Source organism: Kitasatospora sp. NPDC101108, assembly GCF_055584725.1.
This window is the reverse complement of record NZ_JBVJLM010000015.1, coordinates 1-17,247: the sequence shown is the minus strand read 5'-3', so window position 1 is coordinate 17,247 and position 17,247 is coordinate 1. Positions and strand designations below refer to the sequence as shown.

Here is a 17,247-nt window from a genome sequence, read left to right as displayed (position 1 = left end):
GCGCGGCCATCAGTCGGTCTCCGCATTCTTGACTCCGTGGACGAGGGTCGCACTGCCCTTGCCCGTTACCTTCCGCTGCCCGAGGGCGCCCAGCAGGACCGGCCGGTAGTCGGTCCGCACCGTGACGGTGACGACCTTGCCGTCGTCGGAGAACACGACGTCGTCGACCTGCAGGCCGTACAGGTCCAGGTAGGCCGCGGCGGCCCGCCGGACGTAGTTCTGCTGGACCTTGAAGCCCTTCCCCTGCAGCACGGCCGCCTGGTCGAGCTGCTGTCCGCCGACCCGGGCGGCCTCCTGGGCGTAGGCGTCGGTGCGTTCGGCGACCCGCAGTCGGCCGCCCGCGTCGATCACCAGCGCGATGACGAGCACCAGGTAGGCCGCGCAGATCGCCACGAAGAGGGCGACCGCGCCGCGGTCGGGCCTCCGCCCGGCCGGGCGGAGGCCCGGGCGTCGCAGTCGGCTCAGCATCCGCATCCCCTCCCCCCGATCCCCACGATGTCTCCCCACCGGCCCCCCACCGGGCGCCGCTCGGTGCCGTTGCGTCATCCCCCGAGCGCTCTCCGCTTGCGTCTCCCCCGCACGGGCCGTCCCCAATCCCCCCGCCGGGCGGCTTGCGGCCCGGGGGCCGCCGCGTTCCGCCGTCATGGGCCGCGGTAGCGGTCCATCACCGAGATGAACTCCCCGCTGAGGTGCTTCGTCACGGGCAGTCCGGACGGTCCGCCGAGCAGGTCGGCGAGTTCGACGTCGCAGTCGACGGTGACCTTGACGGTCACCACCGGCCCGTCGTCCAGCTTCAGCTCGTCCGTGGTGACCCGGACGTCCTCGTGGCGGCAGGTGACGCCCTGCTGGTGCAGCGTCGCGAGGGCGGATTTCTCGGCGGGCTTGTCCACCCCGGCGACGCTGCGCTGCAGCGAGCCGGTCCGGGCGCCGGCGCGGGCCGCGGCCTCCACCGTGCCGGCCGCGGTCTGCACCCGCCCGGCGGCGATCGCGAGCAGGACCAGCCCGACCACGCCCGGGACGACGATCGCGGCCTCGATCGCGATCCCGCCGCGGTCGGACCGGCGCGGCGGCCGACGCCGGCCACCGGCGATCGCTCTCACGGCGTCACCGCCGGCGGGACGAAGCGCTCGCGCGGCGCCTCGGCGTACTGGCGGATGCTGGGCCCGGTGAGCCCGGGGATCAGCAGCGGGGGCGTCAGCTCCACCGTGACCTTGATCGTCTCGGCCGTGCTGCCGCCGGTCTCCACCTGGTAGCCGTGCACGCCCTGCCGGTCCAGGAAGTCCCGGGCCTGGCGCTGGGCGGCCTCCTCCGCCGCCGGCTCCGTCGCCTTCGCCTGCACCCGCCCCGCGTCCACACCCTCGCGGGCGGCGGTGAGCGCGACCTGCCGGTCGTACCAGATCAGCGCGGCCTGGACGACGAGCAGCAGGAGCAGCAGGACGACCGGGAAGACGATGGCCAGACTGATGCTCATCGACCCCCGGTCGCCGCGGCGGGGAAGCGGGCCGATCACTTGGTGGCGCCGCCCGCCCCACCCGCGCCGCCACCGCCGGGCAGGTTCGGGTCCTGCTCGACCTTGGTGACCACCTTGTCCTTGAGCAGGTACAGAGCGGTCGCGACGGCGCCCGCGACGAACACCAACGCGATGATGGCGAGGGCGAGTTCGATGCTGATGGCACCGCGGTCGCCGCGCGCCCGGGCGGCGCGCAGCCGCCCCAGGCGCAGCGTGAACAGCAGCAGGGCGAACTGCACGGGCAGCAGCACGGGCCGCAGCACCCGTCCTGCCAGCTGGGCGAGTCGTACGGTCATCGGGATCTCCGGGGGGTGAGGTGTGGTGTCGGCTGCTCGGCGACGCGGGTCAGTTGAGCATCTGGTGGAGCGCGGGGAAGACGATCAGGACGGTCATCAGCAGGGTCAGGGCGGCGCCCGGGGCGACCATCCGCTCGCTGTCGGCGTTGGCGCGGGCCAGGTCCTCGGCGAGGAGTTCACCGCGCAGGCCCTTGGCGCGGGCCCGCAGGGTGTCGTACACGGCGGCGCCGTCGGTGCCGGACAGCCGCATGATGTCCGCCACGTCCTGGAGCGGGCTGAGGCCCAACTCCTCGGCGAGCGCGTCCAGTCCGGCCCAGGGCGGGAGCCGGTCGGTGGCCGCGCGCTCCAGGGCGTCGCGGATCCGCCGGAACACCGCGCCCTGCCCGACCGAGGCGGCGCGGCGCAGCGCCTCGGCGGGTCCGCAGTCCGCGGCCCGCTCCAGCGCGACGAGTTCCAGGTAGGCGGCGATGCCGTGCAGGTACTCGGTGCGGGCCTCCTTGGCCTCGCCGCGCACCACGGCGTCCGGGACGAACCACAGCAGCCCGGCCAGCAGCGGCCCGACCACCAGCGGCAGGGCGAAGGGCAGGCCGGTGTCCATCAGTACGGCCATCGCGCCCAGGTAGGCGGGCAGCACCAGGCCGAGCGCGGCGAACAACAGCTTGTGCACCATGAACCGGGCCGGGGTGCGGCCGATCAGGGCGAGTTCGCGGCGCGGGATCGTCACCCCGCGCAGGGTGAGCGAGCGCTCGCCGATCCGGTCGTACCAGCGCGGCCGCTCGTCCGGGTCCTGCTCGCGGTCGGCGGGGGCGCGGTGCAGCCGCTCCAGGGCCTGGCCGAGGTCCGGTGGCGCGGGCCGCAGTTCGGCGATCAGCAGGGCGATGCCGCCGGCCGCGACGGCACCGGCCAGCACGGGCCAGGGGGAGATCACCGGACCTCCCCGAGCTGGTCGGCCGGCTCCTGCGCGGACCCGCGGCGGCCGCCCTTGCTGCGCCGGTCCGGGGTGAGCAGCCGGGGCACCGGCGGGTGCGAGGCCAGGGCCCGCATCCAGGCGATGATCGCGACGAACAGGGCGGCGACCACGGCGAGCACGACCTGGCCGAGGAAGGTCCCGTACGGGCGGGTGTACTCGGTGTTGAAGGAGCCGGCCGTGACGACCAGCACGATGATGCCGACCAGCCAGCGGATCGTGGTGCGGTGCTTGGCGCGGTCGGCCTCGATGGCGCGGCGCTGGCGGACCTCCTCGCGCACCGAGTCGGCCATGTCGGAGAGCGTCCGGGCCAGGCCGGGGCCGCTGTCCCCGGCCCGCAGCACCAGGGCGGCGAGCACCTTGTCGGCGGTGGCGTCGGCCAGGCTGTCGGCGAAGGCGTGCAGCGCCTCCTCGGGCCGCCAGCGGGCCTGGAGCCGGGCGGCGAGCTCGCCGATCTCGTCCTCCAGGGCCGCGGGGGCGGTGCGGCGGCTGGTGACGATGGCCTGGTTGAGGCCGACGCCGAGCAGCAGCACGTCGGCGATCCGCTGGGTCCACTCGGACAGCGCTTCCAGCCGCTCGATCCGGTGGGTGTCCGGGCGGGTGGTGTCGAACAGCCAGGGCAGTCCGAAGACGGCCAGCGGCACCAGCAGCGCGGTCAGCGGGATGCCGGTGAACAGCCAGCCGAGCGGGCCGCCGACGAGCGCCAGCGGCAGCTGGATCCGGCGCAGCCGCACCATCCGCAGCGAGGCCGCGCCGGGGGCGCCGTACCAGAAGACGTGGGCGCGGCCCGCCAGCGGGTTGGCACGGCCGCCGGGCCCGTCCTGGTCGGCGGGCTCGCTGCCGCGGGCCCAGGCCACCAGGGCGACCAGGCCGCCCGCGACGGCCAGCCCGCACAGGGCGTAGAGCAGCATCACCGCGCGCCACCGCCGATCCGCAGCTGCAGCGGGGCGGTCCAACTCCCGTACCGGGAGCCGAGCAGCGCGGCGTCGAAGCCGGCCCGGCGCAGGTCGTCCAGGCACTGCGGCGGGGTGTGCGGGACGGCGCGCGGCTCGCCGAGGTCCGGCCGGGGGCCGAAGACGGTGTTCAGCGCGGGCCGTCCGCTCTCGCCGAGGCCGGTGACCTCCAGGACGTGGGAGACGAAGCGGTGCCGGCGTCCGCCGACGGCGGTCTCGTCGACCATGCTGACGTGCACGATGAGGTCCAGGGCGTTGGCGGTGAGCCGGTAGGCGAGCGCGTCGGTCATGTGCGAGCCGTACTCCAGGCAGAGTTCGGCGATCCGGTCGACCACCATGTGCGGGCCGCGGGCGTGCAGGGTGCACATCGAGCCGCCCTCGCCGTTGGTCATCACCCGCAGCATCGGGACGACCTCGCCGGAGCGGACCTCGCCGACGATGATGCGCGAGAGCGTCATCCGCAGTGCGGCCGGGATGAGGTCGCCGATGGTCAACTCCCCGGCCAGTCGCCCCTCGACGCGCTCCCCGTTGCCCTCGCGGGCCTCCATCGGGACGACCTGGCGCAGGTGGCCGAGGGTGTGCAGCCAGAGCTCGAACTCCGACTCCAGGGTGCCGATCCGCTCGTCCGGCGGGATCTCGGCGGCCATCGCGCGCAGCAGGCTGGTCTTGCCGACGCCCTGGGTGCCGGTGATCATCACGTTCTTCCGGGCCCGGATCGCGGCGGCCAGGAAGGCCGCCAAGGTCGCGTCCAGGGTGCCGAGTTCGACCATCTCGGGCAGCGTCGCGGAGGCCACCCGGTGGCGGCGGATCGCCACGTACGGGCGGGGCGTCACCTCGGTGAGCGCCTGGAGTCGCATGCCGCCCTCCAGGCGCAGCGCCAGGGTCGGGCTGGCGGTGGACAGGCTGCGCTCGCCGCCTCCGTGCTGCCGGGCCAGGTCCTGGAGCAGTTCCACCAGTTCGGCGTCGCTGTCGGCCACCGGCGGGACCTGGCGCAGGGGTTGGTGCACCTTGGAGACCCAGACGTCGTCGCAGCCGTTGATCAGGATGTTCTCGATCTCCGGGTCGTCCAGGTAGGGCTGGAGCCGGCCGGCCCGGAAGAGCAGGTCGAAGACGGCCTCGGCGAGGGCGCGGTCCTGTTCCCGGGTGGGCGGGATGCCGTGGGTCTGGGCGTAGGCGTCGGACCAGCGGGCGACCGACTCCTCGATCAGCGCCCGGCCGCGCTGGCGGCGGGTGGCGCGGTCCGGTTCGGAGCCGGAGGTGGCGGTCAACCGGGTGATCTGCTGGTGGAGTTCGGCCGCGACCTGGCGTTTGAGCTCGCGCGCGACCTGCGGATCCACGGCCGGGCGGGTGGCGGCGCCGCGCAGGTCCAGCGAGGGCAGCTGGGAGGGCACGGCGGTCGGACCGGCGGCCTCCCCGCCGGGCGGGACGGACTGCGGCGGGACGGGCTGCGGCGGGACGGGCGGCGATGCGACGGGCTGCGGCGCTACCGGGCCGGGCCGGTACGCCTGTGGCTGTGCTTGGGGCTGGGGCTGGGGCTGTGGCTGCGCGGCGGCCGGTACGGGCGCGGCCCAGGGCAGGGCGGCCGGGTCGGCCGTCGGGTGCTGGTGCAGGGGGCTACCGCGCACGGAGCACCTCCCCGGGGTTGTACGGGTACTGGCCGTCGTCCATCTGACCGTCCGTCACCATCGGCTGCTGCAGGCGGTACTGGCCGTCCGCCTCGGACGCTCCCGCCGCCTGGACGTGCGCCGGGAAGGGCGCCGGGGCGGCGGGCTGCGGCGCCAGCCCGGCGAGCGGCGCGACCGGGCCGGTGGTGATCACCGGCGGGGTGTAGGAGGGCGGTTCGGCCTCGCCCTGACCGTAGGCCGGGTACGCGGGCGCGGGCCCGGACGCGGGCGCGGACGGGCCGTGGGGCTGCCCGTAGGCGGACTGCCCGTACGGGGCCGGGCCGGGCACCGGCGACGCCTGCGGCACCGGAACGGGCGGCACCCCCACCGTCACGGGCGCGGCGGGCGCCGCCACGGGTGCGGCGGGCACCGGCCCACCCGGCGCCGGGAGCTGCGCCGCGGGGGCGGCCGCGGGCGCCGCGTTGGGCGCGAGCCGCTGCCGCCGGCGCCGGACCAGCAGCTGCACCTCGTCCGCCGCCGACCGCGCCGCGCGCATCAGCTCCGAGCGGATGAACCGCCGGTCGGTGGTGTCCCCGCCGTCGGAGAGCACCTTCGCGGTGCGGGTGGCGTGCGGCAGCACCCCGAGCAGCGGCAGGCCGAACTCCCGCGCGACCTCCGCCCCCGAGTACGGCCCCTCCGCGACCAGCAGCAGTCCGAGGGCGTCCGTCCCGGTTCCGGCGGCGGCCAGGTCCTCGCCGAGCGCGGCGAGCCTGGGGCGGGCCGCGCTCAGCCCGCGCAGCGTGCTGCGGACGGTCACGGCCACCACGTCCGCCCGGCGGGCCAGCACCGCGCCGGCCCCGGTGGCGCCGGAGCGGCCGAGGTCGACGATGACGTCGTAGCCCTGCTGCTCGATGCCGTGCAGCAGCTCGGCGAGCGGCTCCCAGGTGTAGGCGAGGCCGGGCGCCTGGGCCGAGTCGGTGAGGCCGGGCAGCAGCAGCCGTTCGGCGTTGCCCTCGGGCGAGAGGTCGATCAGCTGCTCCCAGATGGTCTGGGCGAGCAGCCCGCGCCGGTCGGCGACGGCCAGGTTGCGCAGCCCGTACACCGCCTCGACCCGGCCCTCCAGGGCGCCGGCCAGCACCGCGCCGCCGTCCGGGTCGGCCTCGACCAGCAGGATCCGCCGGCCGGGCTGGAGCGGCCAGGCCAGCAGCAGGGCCAGGGCGGTGGTGGTGGCCCCGGGCGCGCCCGGGCCGCCGACCACCGCGATCACCGCCATCAGGCGCCACCCGTTCCGGCCGGGACCGTCGGCGCGCCCGCCCCGCCGGTGGGCGCCCCGCCGGTGGGCGCGGCACCGGCGGGCGCCGCACCGGCGGGCGTCGCACCGGCGGGCGTCGCACCGGTGGAGGCGGGCGGGGGTACGGCCGAGGGGGAGGCCGGGGTGCCGGACCCGGCCGGACCGGTTCCGCCCGAGGCCCCGCGCGGGGCCAGCAGCACCTGGATCCGCCCGCCCGCCACCCACTGCGCCAGCCGGGGCCCGTCCGCCGAGCCGACGGCCACGTCGATCACCTGGCTGCCGTCGGTGTCCACCCGGCCGACCGTGATGACCGTCGCGGGCAGCGAGTCGGGCCGGCCGTTGTCGGGGGTGTTGACCACGACGATCTGCACCCCGGGCTGGAGGCGGCTGGCGGGCAGCTGGGTGCGCTTGGCGGACACCCCGACCACGATCTGCCCGGGCTGCACGGTCAGACCCTGCGCCAGGTCCGAACCGGTCAGCATGGCACCGCGCTTGAGGTCCGTGGCGGCCCGCATGCCGACCGCCCTGGACCGGTCCTGGGCGGAGACCGGCCGCAGCGCCGGGTCGCCCGCGATCCGGGCCACCACCAGGTCGTCGTCGGTGATCACCTGCCCCCAGGGCACGTCCCGGGCCAGCGCCAGCACGGCGACCCGCTGGCCGGTGCTGTTGTAGAGGGCGGCGCCGCCGAGCCCGCCCGCCGCGATCAGCGCGACCGCCATCGCCAGCACCGCGGGGCGCCGCCGCCGGGCCCGCATCGTCCGGCCGGGCGCGTGCGGCACCGCCCGTCCCCGGCCCCGGCCGCCTCCGCCGCCCTGCTCCTGCTGCTCCGGCAGTGCCACGGACACCGCGGCGCCGGCGGGTGTGCCGGATCCCGGCGTCGCGAATGTACGGTTCTCCACCGGGTTCCGCCCTTCCCTCGTTCGCTTTCCGGATCGTCAGTGGCCGAATCGCCGCCGTGCCTCGGTCAGTTGAGGACCTGCACCTCGGCGACCTTGACCGTGAAGGGGTCGCTGTCCTGCGCGGGCATCGGGATCGTGTACTTCTCCGGCTTCGGCCCCGTCACGACCACGTCGGCCACCCAGTGGGTGGACACCGTGGCGGTGAAGACGCCGTTCCGCTTGGTCCCCGAGCCGACCGTGAACTCGTAGCCGCAGTCCGGGGACCGGGTGCCGCCGTACTTGGGGTCGTACGGCGTCCCGGCCGTCGCGCACTGCTTGGTGCGGCCGTCGCCGAAGTCCCAGGTGGCGCCGGTCAGTCGGGCCGTGACGGTGACGCTGACTCCGCCCGCCGTCGCGTTGCCCGGCTCGGGCGGCGTCGCGTTCTCCGCCCAGAGCCACACCGGCGCCTTGACCACCGCCGTACCGCTCGGCGCGACCCGGCCCACCGGCGCCGGGAGGTGGACCCGGTCCGTCGCCTCCTGCTTGAGCTCCGCCACGCTCTTCACCCGCTTCCCGGTGGGCACGAAGACGAACTGGGCGCCGTCCTGGCCACCGCTGGTCTGCGGGCAGACCTTGGAGTAGATCGAGCCGTCCGAGGGCTTGTTCGCACCCCAGGCCGGGTCGTCCGCCGGGGGCTGCTTGTCCAGCTCGCGGTAGTAGCATCCCTCGCCGCTGTCGAAGGAGCCCCACTGCGGGTCGTAGCACGCCCATGGGACGCCGTGGTAGCTGCACAGTTCCGGGCCGCCGTCCGATCCTCCGCTGCTTCCGCCCGGACTCGGGGTGGCGGTCGATCCGCCGGAACCGGCGTGCGCGCAGATCACGTTGGGGAAACACTGTTCGGCCCCGCCGCTCGGCGGTTCGTCCGCCGTCGCCGTCACCGCCGAGGACAACAACAGGCCGGCCGACAGGGATGCGGCGGCCACGAATCGTCCGGCCGGTTTCCGCGCGTTCAGCATGTCCGGTCCACCTCCCGAGTGAACTCGTAGATCAGCCAATGTGCTTGGAACCTGCGCAGGGAAGCGGTCGCGACGTACCGGTTCAAGCGCCCGCCCGGATCCTTCGCCGCCCCGGTGGCGGCGTCGACCCGGTGCCAGTCCGAGAGATCGACGCAGTCCTCGATCACGGCGGTCTGCGGATCGGCTTTCAGATCAATCGCCTTCACCACCGCGGAATTGCGCGGCGTTCCGGTCATCACCACTTTGGCGTCGTGGAGTTGGCGCAGCCCGACCAGGGTGTCGGACAGGGCGCGCCCGGAGGAGTACTGCGCGAGCGCCGAGCCGTCCGAATCCGTACGCCCGAACGCCTCCGCCTGGGCCTGCCACCAATCCTGATAGGTCTTCACGGCGAGCCGCCCCATGGCCCCCTCCGGGCCGTCGGTCGGCGCGATCGTGACGTTTACCGAACCACCCGAAGGAGTTAACGGACCCACTCCCGCAACCGTGGGCGCGGACGAACCCAGACGATCGACGGAACCACTCGCACCACCGCTCGCACACCCGCCGAGCAGTAACACCAGAACCGCCCCGCCAGTCACAATCGCCCCAGGGCGCAACACATTTCCGCGCTGCCGCATCGCCCCACCTCGTCGCGACCGAGCCGATCCGTGATCCACGGCCGCCAGGAGAATTCCGCCGTCCCGTCGATGTTTCCGCTGGGGATCGATTCTTCGCCAACCCACCCCATCACGGCAACACCTCAGGCCTCCTGACCTTACGCGGAAGGCGGTTCCGTCGGGGCACTTTCCCGCCACAGGACGGCCAACAGTTCTTCGGAAAGCGACAATCCGGCCAATGCGCCCCGAACCGCGGCCCGATTGCGCATCAACAGGCGCCCGCCCTGCGGCGGAACGAGCAGGCGCGCGCCCGGCGCACCCGAACTACCGGACGGATCTCCCCCGTCGAGCAGCCCGACCACGGCGGGCTGGAGGTCCGGCGGGGCGACGGCCACGGCGGCACCCGGGACGCCCTGCCGCAGGACGGTGGTGAGCGCCCGGCTGAACGAGCCCTCGTCGCCCGGCAGTACGGCGTCCCGGCCGCGTCTGCCCGGGGCGTACCGGCCGATCCGGCCCCACAGCGGGACCCTGGAGTAGCTGAGCAGTTCCCCGGCGGTGTCCTCGCCGGTGCGCTCCAGCGCCGTCCAGGTGTCCCGGTCGGCCACCGCGTCGACCAGCAGCAGCGCCTCCTCCTGGTCACCGTGCACCATCGCGCTGACCACCCAGTCCCAGGCCAGCCCGCGCCGGTAGGCGTTGTCGGGGGTGCTGCCGCCGGTGACCAGGGCGAGCCGGCGCCCGCGCGGGTCGGCCACCAACTGGCCGACCAGGCAGACCACCAGCCAGCGGCCGGGGTGCTGGGCGGCCTCCCGGACGGCGGTGAGCATCGCGTTGGCGTCCGCGTCCGGCGCCACGGCGCTCACCCGGCAGCCCGCCGCCCCGGTGTCGAAGCACATCCCGGGCAGCACCTCGGCCAGCAGCCGGGCGCCCACCGGGGCGTGCGCCGAACCGCCGTAGGCCCGGTCGGGCCCGCCGTCCGCCCCGATCACCACCAGATCGACTCCGCCGGCCATCCGTCCGCCCCCTCCTCCGCCCGCCCCGCCACCGAACACCGCCACGGACACCGCCACGGACACCGCCAGCTGTCCCGCCGCCGGGCAGGCTACCGCTCCGGGCGGGCGCCGGCGGGGCTCACGGCCCGTCCGCGCAGGGACCATGGGCCCTATCGACGCGCGCGCCGACCGAGGACGATCGGACGCATGGAGCGTGAGGACCGTGTGGAGACCCTGAGCGAGGCCGAGTGCCTGCGACTGCTCAGCACCGTGCCCGTCGGGCGCGTGGTGTACACCGAGCACGCGCTGCCGGCCGTCCTGCCGGTCTCCTTCGAGGTCCTGGACGGGCGGCTGGTGCTCGCCGTGCGCCGGGGAAGTGCCACCGCGCGCGGGCTCGACGGCACGGTGGTGGCCTTCCAGGCGGACCTGTTGGACCCGCTCACCCGTACCGGGTGGAGCGTGCTGGTGCACGGGCGGGCGGACGCGGTCAAGGACCCCGAGCAGGTGCGCCGGGTGCTGCGCTCCGGGCTGCGGCCGTGGGTGGGGGACCCGGAGCCGCTGTTCATCGCGCTGGTGCCGGAACTGGTCAGCGGGCGCCGGCTGTTCCCGACCGGACCGGGGGCCCTCGGGCGGGGCACGCCGGGGCCGGGGGCAGCACCGGGACCGGGCGTCGTCGGGCAGCCGCTGCGGTGGCCCTGAACTGGTGTTTCGCGTTCCGCTCCTGACAGGTACCGATGGGTAGGCATACGCTTCCGGCGTCCTGACCCCTCCCCGGGGCCCGTCCTCCTCCAGGAGCGCACCGTGACGACCTTCGCGTCCCTCGCCGAACTGACCGCCGCCGTCGGCACCGAACTGGGCACCAGCGAGTGGCACACCATCGACCAGCGGAAGATCGACCTCTTCGCCGAGGCCACCGGGGACCACCAGTGGATCCACGTGGACTCGGAGCGGGCGAAGGAGAGCCAGTTCGGCTCGACCATCGCGCACGGCTACTTGACCCAGTCGATGATCCCGGTGCTGGCCAAGGAGTGCTACGGCGTCGAAGGCGTGCGGATGGCGCTGAACTACGGCTCGGACAAGGTGCGCTTCCCGGCCCCGGTGCCGGTCGGCACGGCGATCCGGGCCACCGCCGAGCTGCTCTCGGCCACCGAGGTCCCGGGCGGGGTCCAGGCGGTGGTGCGGTTCACCATCACCAGCGAGCGGAGCAGCAAGCCCCACTGCGTCGCCGAGGCGATCACCCGCTTCTACGTCTAGCGGCGGAGGGTGGCGCAGTGGCGGCGCAGTGGCGGCCGCCTGGCGGGGGCGGGCCTCCGGCGGCGAACGGGCCTCGTGCGCCGGGTACGCCGATTGGACCCTGCCGGGCCCTCCACCAGGTCCGAACGGCCCCCGGCGAGTAACGTCCGACGAGATGGTTGTCGTACTCCAGTGACCTCATGAGCCCCCGGGGACCTCATGAGCCCCCGGGGTACGCGCCCCGGCCTGCCCGGTAGCCGTGACCGTCCCTGGAGGAGCCGTGCCCCGCCCCGCCCCGTGGTTCTCCCGTCTCGCCGGTCTCGTCTCGCAGTTCGCCCCGCCGGCCGCCGGGACGCCCGCCGCGCCGGTACGGGCGGTGCCGGAACGCGCCGTCCCCGGCTTGGCCGGGCTCCCCCGGGCCGCCTGGCACCGGGTCCGCACCGAGGCCTTCGGGGCCGAGCCCAGGGGCGAGCGGCTGGCCCGGATCCGCCGCTCGCCCCAGTTCGCCGACGGCGCCTTCCGCAACCCGGTACCGACCCGCCGCCTGGTCTACGAGCGGAGCCCGCTGGAGATCACCCGCGCCCAGCTGAGCGCCGACAAAACCCGCCGGGCCCCGGCCGCCGCCGTGCCGGTGCACCGGCTGCTGCCGGTCGACCTGGCGGACCCGCCGGCCTCCGGACTGCGGCTCACCTGGCTCGGGCACGCCACCGTGCTCGCCGAGATCGGCGGACGGCGCGTCCTGCTCGACCCGATCTGGGGCGAGCGCTGCTCCCCCTTCGACTGGACCGGGCCCAAGCGGCTGCACCCGGTGCCGCTGCCGCTGTCCGAACTCGGGCCGGTGGACGTGGTGGTGATCTCGCACGACCACTACGACCACCTCGACATGCGCACCGTACGGGCCCTGATCGGCAGCGGCGCGGTGTTCGCCGTACCGCTCGGGGTCGGGGCGCACCTGGAGCACTGGGGCGTGCCGGCCGGGCGGATCGTCGAGCTGGACTGGTGGGAGTCGGCCGAGGTCGCCGGGCTGACCCTGACCGCCACACCGGCCCGGCACTACTGCAGCCGCGGTCCGCGCACCAGCGCGCTGTTCCTGTGGGCGTCCTGGGTGGTGGCGGGCGGCGGGCACCGGATCTTCCACAGCGGGGACACCGGGTACTTTCCCGGTTTCAAGGAGATCGGGCGCCGGCTCGGCCCGTTCGACGCGACGATGGTGCAGGTCGGCGCGTACAGCGAGTTCTGGCCCGAGGTGCACATGACCCCGGAGGAGGGCGTGCAGGCGCATCTGGACCTGGGAGGGCAGCTGATGCTGCCGATCCACTGGTGCACCTTCAACCTGGCGATCCACCCGTGGGAGGAGCCCGCCGAGCGGGTGGTCGCCGCCGCCCAGGCGCTCGGCGCCCACCTGGCCGTCCCCCGCCCCGGCAAGCCCTTCGAACCCGTGGACCCGCCGGCCCTGCGGCTGTGGTGGCGCGCCGTGGCGGCCAAGCCGCGCGGCATCGAGCCATTGGTCGCGGGACGGCCGGAGGCGCGGGAACGGGTGACGGATGTCGACGAACAGATTTCAGACTCTGTCAGCTGAAAGTTGTTCGCTGAAATCTGTTCTCTGAAATCTGTTCGCTGAAATCTGTCAGCTGTCATCCGTCAGTTGTCGCTGTCGCCCCCGCCCGCCCCCGCCCGCCCCGGCGCGCCGCTCAGCCCGCGAGGACGTCCCGCAGCGCCCGGGCCTCCTTCGCCACCCGGCCCGACCCGCCCCGCTCCGCCGCCGCCGTCACCTCGGCCACCGGCCCCCTCGCCCGGGTGCGCCGGGCGCAGTCGGCGGCGAGGCCGACCAGGTCGCCCAGCCCGCGCACGGACGGATCGACCGTACTCAGCAGGCCCGGCAGCGCCGCCCGGAGCACCGACCAGACCGTCCCGTACGCGCCGGTCTCCGCCGCCAGACCGAGCGCCGCCGCCAGCCGGTTCGGCTTGACCGGGCCCGTCCCCACCAGCTCGCCCAGCTCGCGCCCGAGCAGTTCGGCGTCCAGGTCCCCGCGCGCCGCGAGCACCAGCAGCGCGTCCACCGCCCCGGTCCGGTCCTCGGCGTGCCGGGCGCCCAGTCCGTACGCCACCACCAGGTGCAGCGCCGGGCCGGCCGGGCCGCCGGACTCCGCGAGCAGCGGCAGGTACCGGCCCGCCCCGCGTTCGTCCCGGTCGGCCCCCGCCGCGAAGTGGTCGAGCCAGCGCGCGGCCAGCTCCTCGCGGTGGTGGGGCAGCACCGCCGCCCAGTGCCGCACCGGCCGCCAGGCCCAGTCCTGCTCGGCGCGGGCCCGGGAGACGCTGGGTTCGGTCGACTCCAGCAGCTTGCGGAACTCCGGGGCGAGCCGCTCCCCGGCCGGCCCCTCCGGGCCCGAGCCGATGCCCGGCTGGGCGACCGCGATCCGCCGGAGGTCCTCCCACCAGCGGTCCAGGTAGGTGTGGCCGCGCTTCGAGCCCCGGCCGGGCGCGAACAGCACCCGTTCGGAGGGCTGCCCGGGCAGGCCGCCGGTGCGCAGCCAGTGCGCCAGCCACCGCCCGGCCGGTGAGGTGAGGGCCCCCGCGGCCCGCAGCACCTCCCGGTCCGCCACCTCCCGGTCCGCCGCCCGCCGGACCAACACCTCCCGGTCCCCGATCGGCCGGACCCGCAACAGGGCCGCGCTCAGGTCGGCCTCGCCCGGGGTGACGCCCGCCGCCTCGTACCCGGCGAGGCGCTCGACCAGCACGCCCGGATCGATCGCCCCGGTGGCGCCGGTCGGGATGGCGAGCAGGTACGGCGGCCGGTGGGCGGTCACCTGCCAGGCCGCCTCCTCCAGCCGGGCGGCGAGGACGGCGCCGTGCGCGCTGGCGCGGGCGGTGCGCAGTGGAGTGCGGCCGATGCCGCTGAGGGCGTCCCAGAGTCGGCGTGGCGGTGTTTCCCCCGCGATGGCGGCCACCACGAACAGCACCTCGCGGGGTGTGCAGTCCGCCCATTGCGGGACTGCTTGCCAGGGGTGCGCCCGGCGGACGGGTTCCAGTGCCCGGAGCAGCCCGGCGCGGTCCAGGTGGGTCTGTCGGACCAGTCCGTCCAGCACTCGTTCGAAGGCGGCGACCTCGGGCTCCCGGGCGGCGAGCAGTGCGGAGAGCTCCTCGGCCAGCTCGGTGGCCGAGCCGATCGGCGGCCCGACCGGGCGCGGCTCGGTCACCGGCGGCAGGATCTCGTCCCGGCCGGTGTCCGGCCCGTCCCCCTCGTCGCCGCCGACGGGCGCGCCGAACAGCCCGCCGGCCCGCGCGTGGTGGACGGGGTTCAACAGTTCGGCGGCGAGGCGCAGTTGGGGCAGAACCGCCTCCCCCGCCGCGCCGAGGTGCCGGGCCACCACGTTCAGTGCCCGCTCCTGGACGCCCGCGTCCGGGTGCCCGAAGGCCTCGGCCGCCGCGAGCACCACCGGGCCGGAGCGTCCGGGCGCCCGCCGGGCGGCCTTGTCCAGCATGCCGAGCTGAGCCCGCACCAGCTTCTTCTCGGTCCGGAACAGCACCACCGCCGAGGCCTCGATGAGCGCCTCGGGCCCGATCAGCCCGGCCTCGTCCAGCCGGGCGAGCACCTCTTGGGCGTGCGCCGCGATCGCCGACAGCCCGTCCAGCAGTGCCAGCACGTCCCGCGCGCGGGCCGCGTACTCCTCGGGCGTCGGACCGAGCGCCCGCAGGACCTCCAGGAAGGCCCGCTGGTCGGCCGGCTTGCCGCCGCGCAGCAGCCGGGCCAGGCAGCGGTCGAGCAGTTCGGTCCGGTCCACGACCCCGGCCGCGGCCAGTCCGGCGATCGCCTCGGTCCAGACGTCGCCGGGGCGCGGGCTGAACCGCTGCGTCAACTGCCAGCTGACATCGGAGAGTTCGAGGAGGCGCGGGAGCAGCGCCGGGGTGAGGGCGTCGGCGCGCAGCCGGTCGACCAGCGGCGGTCGCGGGCCGTACTCGCGGGTCAGGCCGTCGAACCAGCCCCGGACGAAGGGCTCGTTCGTCGGCACCGGGCAGCCGGTGCGCCGGACGATCGCCTCGGCGAGCGGGTGCATCGACGAGCCCCAGGACCGCACGGTCCGCGCGGCGAGCCGGGTGGCCACCTCGATCTGCCACTCCTGCGGCTGCGCCTCGACGACCTCGTGCAGCACCGGGTGCCGGGACCAGTCGCGGACGCCGAAGTCGCTGCCGCCGAGCCAGCTCGCCGCGCCGGCCGGGCCCGCGTGGCACCCGGCCCCCGCGATCAGCAGCGCCCCCTTGGCGTCGGCGCCGGACCGCGACCAGTCCTGGCGCAGTTCCTTGCGCAGTTCCCTGAGCTCGGCCAGGCAGTCCCGCCCTGGGCCCGGTCCAGCCCGGCCAGCAGCTCGGGCACCGCCTCGACGAACCCGCCCCGGACGGCGGCGAGCAGTTCCTCGACCGGCCCGGTCCGCTCCACCACGGCCTTCTCCCCCGCCTTCACGCGCCCGCCTCCCGGACCATCGCGACCGCCAGCGCGTGCTTGCACGGCCCGCGCCCGCCCCGGTACTTGCCCCACCACAGGCAGGTGCAGCTCGCCCGCCCCGAGGTGTCCGTGCGCACCCGCTGGATGTGGTCGTCCACCGTGACGACGGCCGTCGCCCCGCCGTCCTCCAGCCGTACCGCGCCCGCCGCGACCAGTTCCCGGGCGGCCCGCAGCCGGGGGTTGGCCGCCTCGGCGCGCCCTGCGTCGTACGGGAGTTGGCGGTGGAAGTAGGCGGCCTCGGCGGTGTCGTAGCCGATCTGCCCGGCGGTGCCCAGGCGGGTGAGGGCCGCACGGACCCGCTCGGCGCTCAGCCCGGACTGCTCGGCGAGTTCGGCGACCTCGATCCGCGGCTCCCAGGCCAGCAGCACCGCGACGAGTTCGGCGTCGCGCTCGGCCGCCCCGGTGGCGAGCGCGCCGAGTACGCCGCCCTCGCCGGAGAAGCCGCGCGAGGCGTCGGGCGAGAGGGTCAGGGTGAGCCGCATGCCGGGCAGCACCACCTTCCAGGCCGAGGCCGTGGGTTCGGTGGCCGCGACCGGCCCGTACACGCGCAGGGCGATCGCGTGCCGCAGCACCCGCTGCAGCGCGACCAGCCGCTCGGGCCCGGGCAGGCAGACCGCACCGGGCAGCGGGCGGGTGGTGGGCCGCAGGGTGCGCCCGGCCGGGACGACCCAGCCGACGCCGCCGCGCCCGCCGCGCGGCAGCGAGCGCAGGAAGCGGACGGCCTCGGCGGCGGGAAGTTCGGCGCGCAGGTCGAAGCCGGCGGCGATCACCTGGGTCTCGGCGAAGCCGCGCAGCCAGCGCTCCGGCAGCGGCACCTTCTTCTCGACCAGCGGGCCGTCGAAGCTCGTGACCTCCAGCGCGTCCGGGCCGACCGCGAGGTGCAGCGGGTCCGCCGGGCCGATCCTGGTGAGCGCCTCCCGCAGCGGGTCGTTGACGTCCACGTTGGTGGTGCCGTGGCCGATCTCGTCGCCGTCCAGCCCGGCCCGGAGCACGTCGAGCCGGGCGTACACCCCGCAGCAGCCGGAGAAGGACTCGAAGCGCAGCCGGTCCCCGTTGGCGGTGACGACCGGGTCGAGCGAGGCGCGCAGCCGCGGCTGGTGGTAGCGGGCGGCGGCCACGTCCGCGACCGCGAGCAGCGCGGCGGCGGCCGGCGCCGGGTCGGCCAGGAAGCCCGCGAAGAACCGCGGATGGGGCTGCGCCCCGAGCGGGGTGGCGCCGCCGGAGGTGGCCAGGTCGAGGCTCCGGCCGGCGGCGCCGTCGTGGACGGCCGACGGGCGCAGATAGGCGTACGCGTGTGCGGATTGCGTCATGCGGAGCACGCTAGTGCCGCATCAGGCAACGTTCGCCTCGTCGTGACGTGTCGCCCGGTTGCTGTTCCGGGCGGCACCGGACCGTCAGAATGATCAAGTGGCT

The 17,247-nt window shown here is 75.6% G+C and carries 18 protein-coding genes; 3 read left to right on the top strand and 15 right to left on the bottom strand.

The window, feature by feature from the left end:
- Nucleotides 1–9 precede the first annotated feature (9 nt).
- From ACZ6Z8_RS27670 to ACZ6Z8_RS27615, 12 genes are all read right to left on the bottom strand, one after another.
- Nucleotides 10–468, bottom strand: a complete 459-nt coding sequence (locus ACZ6Z8_RS27670) for a TadE/TadG family type IV pilus assembly protein (RefSeq protein ID WP_465612744.1) — start codon at nucleotides 466–468, stop codon at nucleotides 10–12.
- A 173-nt stretch (nucleotides 469–641) separates the two neighbouring features.
- On the bottom strand, nucleotides 642–1,100 hold the full coding sequence (locus tag ACZ6Z8_RS27665; RefSeq protein ID WP_465612743.1) for a TadE/TadG family type IV pilus assembly protein: 459 nt from the start codon (nucleotides 1,098–1,100) through the stop codon (nucleotides 642–644).
- Nucleotides 1,097–1,471, bottom strand: a complete 375-nt coding sequence (locus ACZ6Z8_RS27660; protein ID WP_465612742.1) for a TadE/TadG family type IV pilus assembly protein — start codon at nucleotides 1,469–1,471, stop codon at nucleotides 1,097–1,099. Before ACZ6Z8_RS27660 ends, ACZ6Z8_RS27665 begins: the two co-directional genes overlap by 4 nt.
- 35 nt (nucleotides 1,472–1,506) lie before the next feature.
- Nucleotides 1,507–1,806, bottom strand: coding sequence for a hypothetical protein (locus ACZ6Z8_RS27655; RefSeq protein ID WP_465612741.1), 300 nt, complete (start codon nucleotides 1,804–1,806; stop codon nucleotides 1,507–1,509).
- Nucleotides 1,807–1,855: 49 nt separating this feature from the next.
- Complete coding sequence (locus tag ACZ6Z8_RS27650; protein WP_465612740.1) at nucleotides 1,856–2,734, bottom strand: hypothetical protein; 879 nt, start codon at nucleotides 2,732–2,734, stop codon at nucleotides 1,856–1,858.
- Complete coding sequence (locus ACZ6Z8_RS27645; protein WP_465612739.1) at nucleotides 2,731–3,684, bottom strand: type II secretion system F family protein; 954 nt, start codon at nucleotides 3,682–3,684, stop codon at nucleotides 2,731–2,733. Before ACZ6Z8_RS27645 ends, ACZ6Z8_RS27650 begins: the two co-directional genes overlap by 4 nt.
- On the bottom strand, nucleotides 3,684–5,351 hold the full coding sequence (locus tag ACZ6Z8_RS27640) for a CpaF family protein (protein WP_465612738.1): 1,668 nt from the start codon (nucleotides 5,349–5,351) through the stop codon (nucleotides 3,684–3,686). Before ACZ6Z8_RS27640 ends, ACZ6Z8_RS27645 begins: the two co-directional genes overlap by 1 nt.
- Nucleotides 5,341–6,603, bottom strand: a complete 1,263-nt coding sequence (locus ACZ6Z8_RS27635) for a CpaE-like family protein (protein ID WP_465612737.1) — start codon at nucleotides 6,601–6,603, stop codon at nucleotides 5,341–5,343. The genes ACZ6Z8_RS27640 and ACZ6Z8_RS27635 overlap by 11 nt, the downstream gene beginning before the upstream one ends.
- Nucleotides 6,603–7,520 (bottom strand): SAF domain-containing protein, encoded by a 918-nt coding sequence (locus ACZ6Z8_RS27630; protein WP_465612736.1) that lies wholly within the window; start codon nucleotides 7,518–7,520, stop codon nucleotides 6,603–6,605. Before ACZ6Z8_RS27630 ends, ACZ6Z8_RS27635 begins: the two co-directional genes overlap by 1 nt.
- A gap of 65 nt (nucleotides 7,521–7,585) precedes the next feature.
- Nucleotides 7,586–8,515 (bottom strand): hypothetical protein, encoded by a 930-nt coding sequence (locus ACZ6Z8_RS27625; RefSeq protein WP_465612735.1) that lies wholly within the window; start codon nucleotides 8,513–8,515, stop codon nucleotides 7,586–7,588.
- Complete coding sequence (locus ACZ6Z8_RS27620; protein WP_465612734.1) at nucleotides 8,509–8,916, bottom strand: hypothetical protein; 408 nt, start codon at nucleotides 8,914–8,916, stop codon at nucleotides 8,509–8,511. Before ACZ6Z8_RS27620 ends, ACZ6Z8_RS27625 begins: the two co-directional genes overlap by 7 nt.
- Before the next feature lie 353 nt (nucleotides 8,917–9,269).
- Nucleotides 9,270–10,121, bottom strand: a complete 852-nt coding sequence (locus tag ACZ6Z8_RS27615) for a hypothetical protein (RefSeq protein ID WP_465612733.1) — start codon at nucleotides 10,119–10,121, stop codon at nucleotides 9,270–9,272.
- Nucleotides 10,122–10,307: 186 nt separating this feature from the next.
- Here ACZ6Z8_RS27615 and ACZ6Z8_RS27610 point away from each other — a divergent pair, with 186 nt between their 5' ends.
- From ACZ6Z8_RS27610 to ACZ6Z8_RS27600, 3 genes are all read left to right on the top strand, one after another.
- Nucleotides 10,308–10,799, top strand: coding sequence for a pyridoxamine 5'-phosphate oxidase family protein (locus ACZ6Z8_RS27610; RefSeq protein ID WP_465612732.1), 492 nt, complete (start codon nucleotides 10,308–10,310; stop codon nucleotides 10,797–10,799).
- 102 nt (nucleotides 10,800–10,901) lie between these two features.
- The gene (locus tag ACZ6Z8_RS27605; protein ID WP_465612731.1) at nucleotides 10,902–11,354 is read left to right on the top strand and encodes a MaoC family dehydratase; all 453 of its coding nucleotides are present in this window, start codon (nucleotides 10,902–10,904) and stop codon (nucleotides 11,352–11,354) included.
- 379 nt (nucleotides 11,355–11,733) lie between these two features.
- Nucleotides 11,734–12,912: an MBL fold metallo-hydrolase gene (locus tag ACZ6Z8_RS27600; RefSeq protein WP_465612837.1), complete on the top strand. Its 1,179-nt coding sequence runs from the start codon at nucleotides 11,734–11,736 to the stop codon at nucleotides 12,910–12,912.
- 112 nt (nucleotides 12,913–13,024) lie between these two features.
- Here the strand turns inward: ACZ6Z8_RS27600 and ACZ6Z8_RS27595 are convergent, their stop codons facing one another.
- From ACZ6Z8_RS27595 to ACZ6Z8_RS27585, 3 genes are all read right to left on the bottom strand, one after another.
- Complete coding sequence (locus tag ACZ6Z8_RS27595; RefSeq protein ID WP_465612730.1) at nucleotides 13,025–15,484, bottom strand: DUF7824 domain-containing protein; 2,460 nt, start codon at nucleotides 15,482–15,484, stop codon at nucleotides 13,025–13,027.
- Nucleotides 15,485–15,576: 92 nt separating this feature from the next.
- A complete protein-coding gene (locus ACZ6Z8_RS27590) occupies nucleotides 15,577–15,792 on the bottom strand; it encodes a hypothetical protein (RefSeq protein ID WP_465612729.1) in 216 nt (71 codons plus the stop codon).
- Nucleotides 15,789–17,144, bottom strand: a complete 1,356-nt coding sequence (locus ACZ6Z8_RS27585) for an SWIM zinc finger family protein (protein ID WP_465612728.1) — start codon at nucleotides 17,142–17,144, stop codon at nucleotides 15,789–15,791. The genes ACZ6Z8_RS27590 and ACZ6Z8_RS27585 overlap by 4 nt, the downstream gene beginning before the upstream one ends.
- Nucleotides 17,145–17,247: the final 103 nt, after the last annotated feature.

What these genes read in the sequence shown, in the direction of transcription:
- ACZ6Z8_RS27610 (WP_465612732.1), top strand. Translation starts at nt 10,308, where the DNA reads ATGGAGCGTGAGGACCGTGTGGAGACCCTGAGCGAGGCCGAGTGCCTG.
- ACZ6Z8_RS27645 (WP_465612739.1), bottom strand. Translation starts at nt 3,684, where the DNA reads ATGCTGCTCTACGCCCTGTGCGGGCTGGCCGTCGCGGGCGGCCTGGTC.
- ACZ6Z8_RS27585 (WP_465612728.1), bottom strand. Translation starts at nt 17,144, where the DNA reads ATGACGCAATCCGCACACGCGTACGCCTATCTGCGCCCGTCGGCCGTC.
- ACZ6Z8_RS27625 (WP_465612735.1), bottom strand. Translation starts at nt 8,515, where the DNA reads ATGCTGAACGCGCGGAAACCGGCCGGACGATTCGTGGCCGCCGCATCC.
- ACZ6Z8_RS27615 (WP_465612733.1), bottom strand. Translation starts at nt 10,121, where the DNA reads ATGGCCGGCGGAGTCGATCTGGTGGTGATCGGGGCGGACGGCGGGCCC.
- ACZ6Z8_RS27620 (WP_465612734.1), bottom strand. Translation starts at nt 8,916, where the DNA reads ATGGGGCGGCTCGCCGTGAAGACCTATCAGGATTGGTGGCAGGCCCAG.
- ACZ6Z8_RS27670 (WP_465612744.1), bottom strand. Translation starts at nt 468, where the DNA reads ATGCTGAGCCGACTGCGACGCCCGGGCCTCCGCCCGGCCGGGCGGAGG.
- ACZ6Z8_RS27660 (WP_465612742.1), bottom strand. Translation starts at nt 1,471, where the DNA reads ATGAGCATCAGTCTGGCCATCGTCTTCCCGGTCGTCCTGCTGCTCCTG.
- ACZ6Z8_RS27635 (WP_465612737.1), bottom strand. Translation starts at nt 6,603, where the DNA reads ATGGCGGTGATCGCGGTGGTCGGCGGCCCGGGCGCGCCCGGGGCCACC.
- ACZ6Z8_RS27655 (WP_465612741.1), bottom strand. Translation starts at nt 1,806, where the DNA reads ATGACCGTACGACTCGCCCAGCTGGCAGGACGGGTGCTGCGGCCCGTG.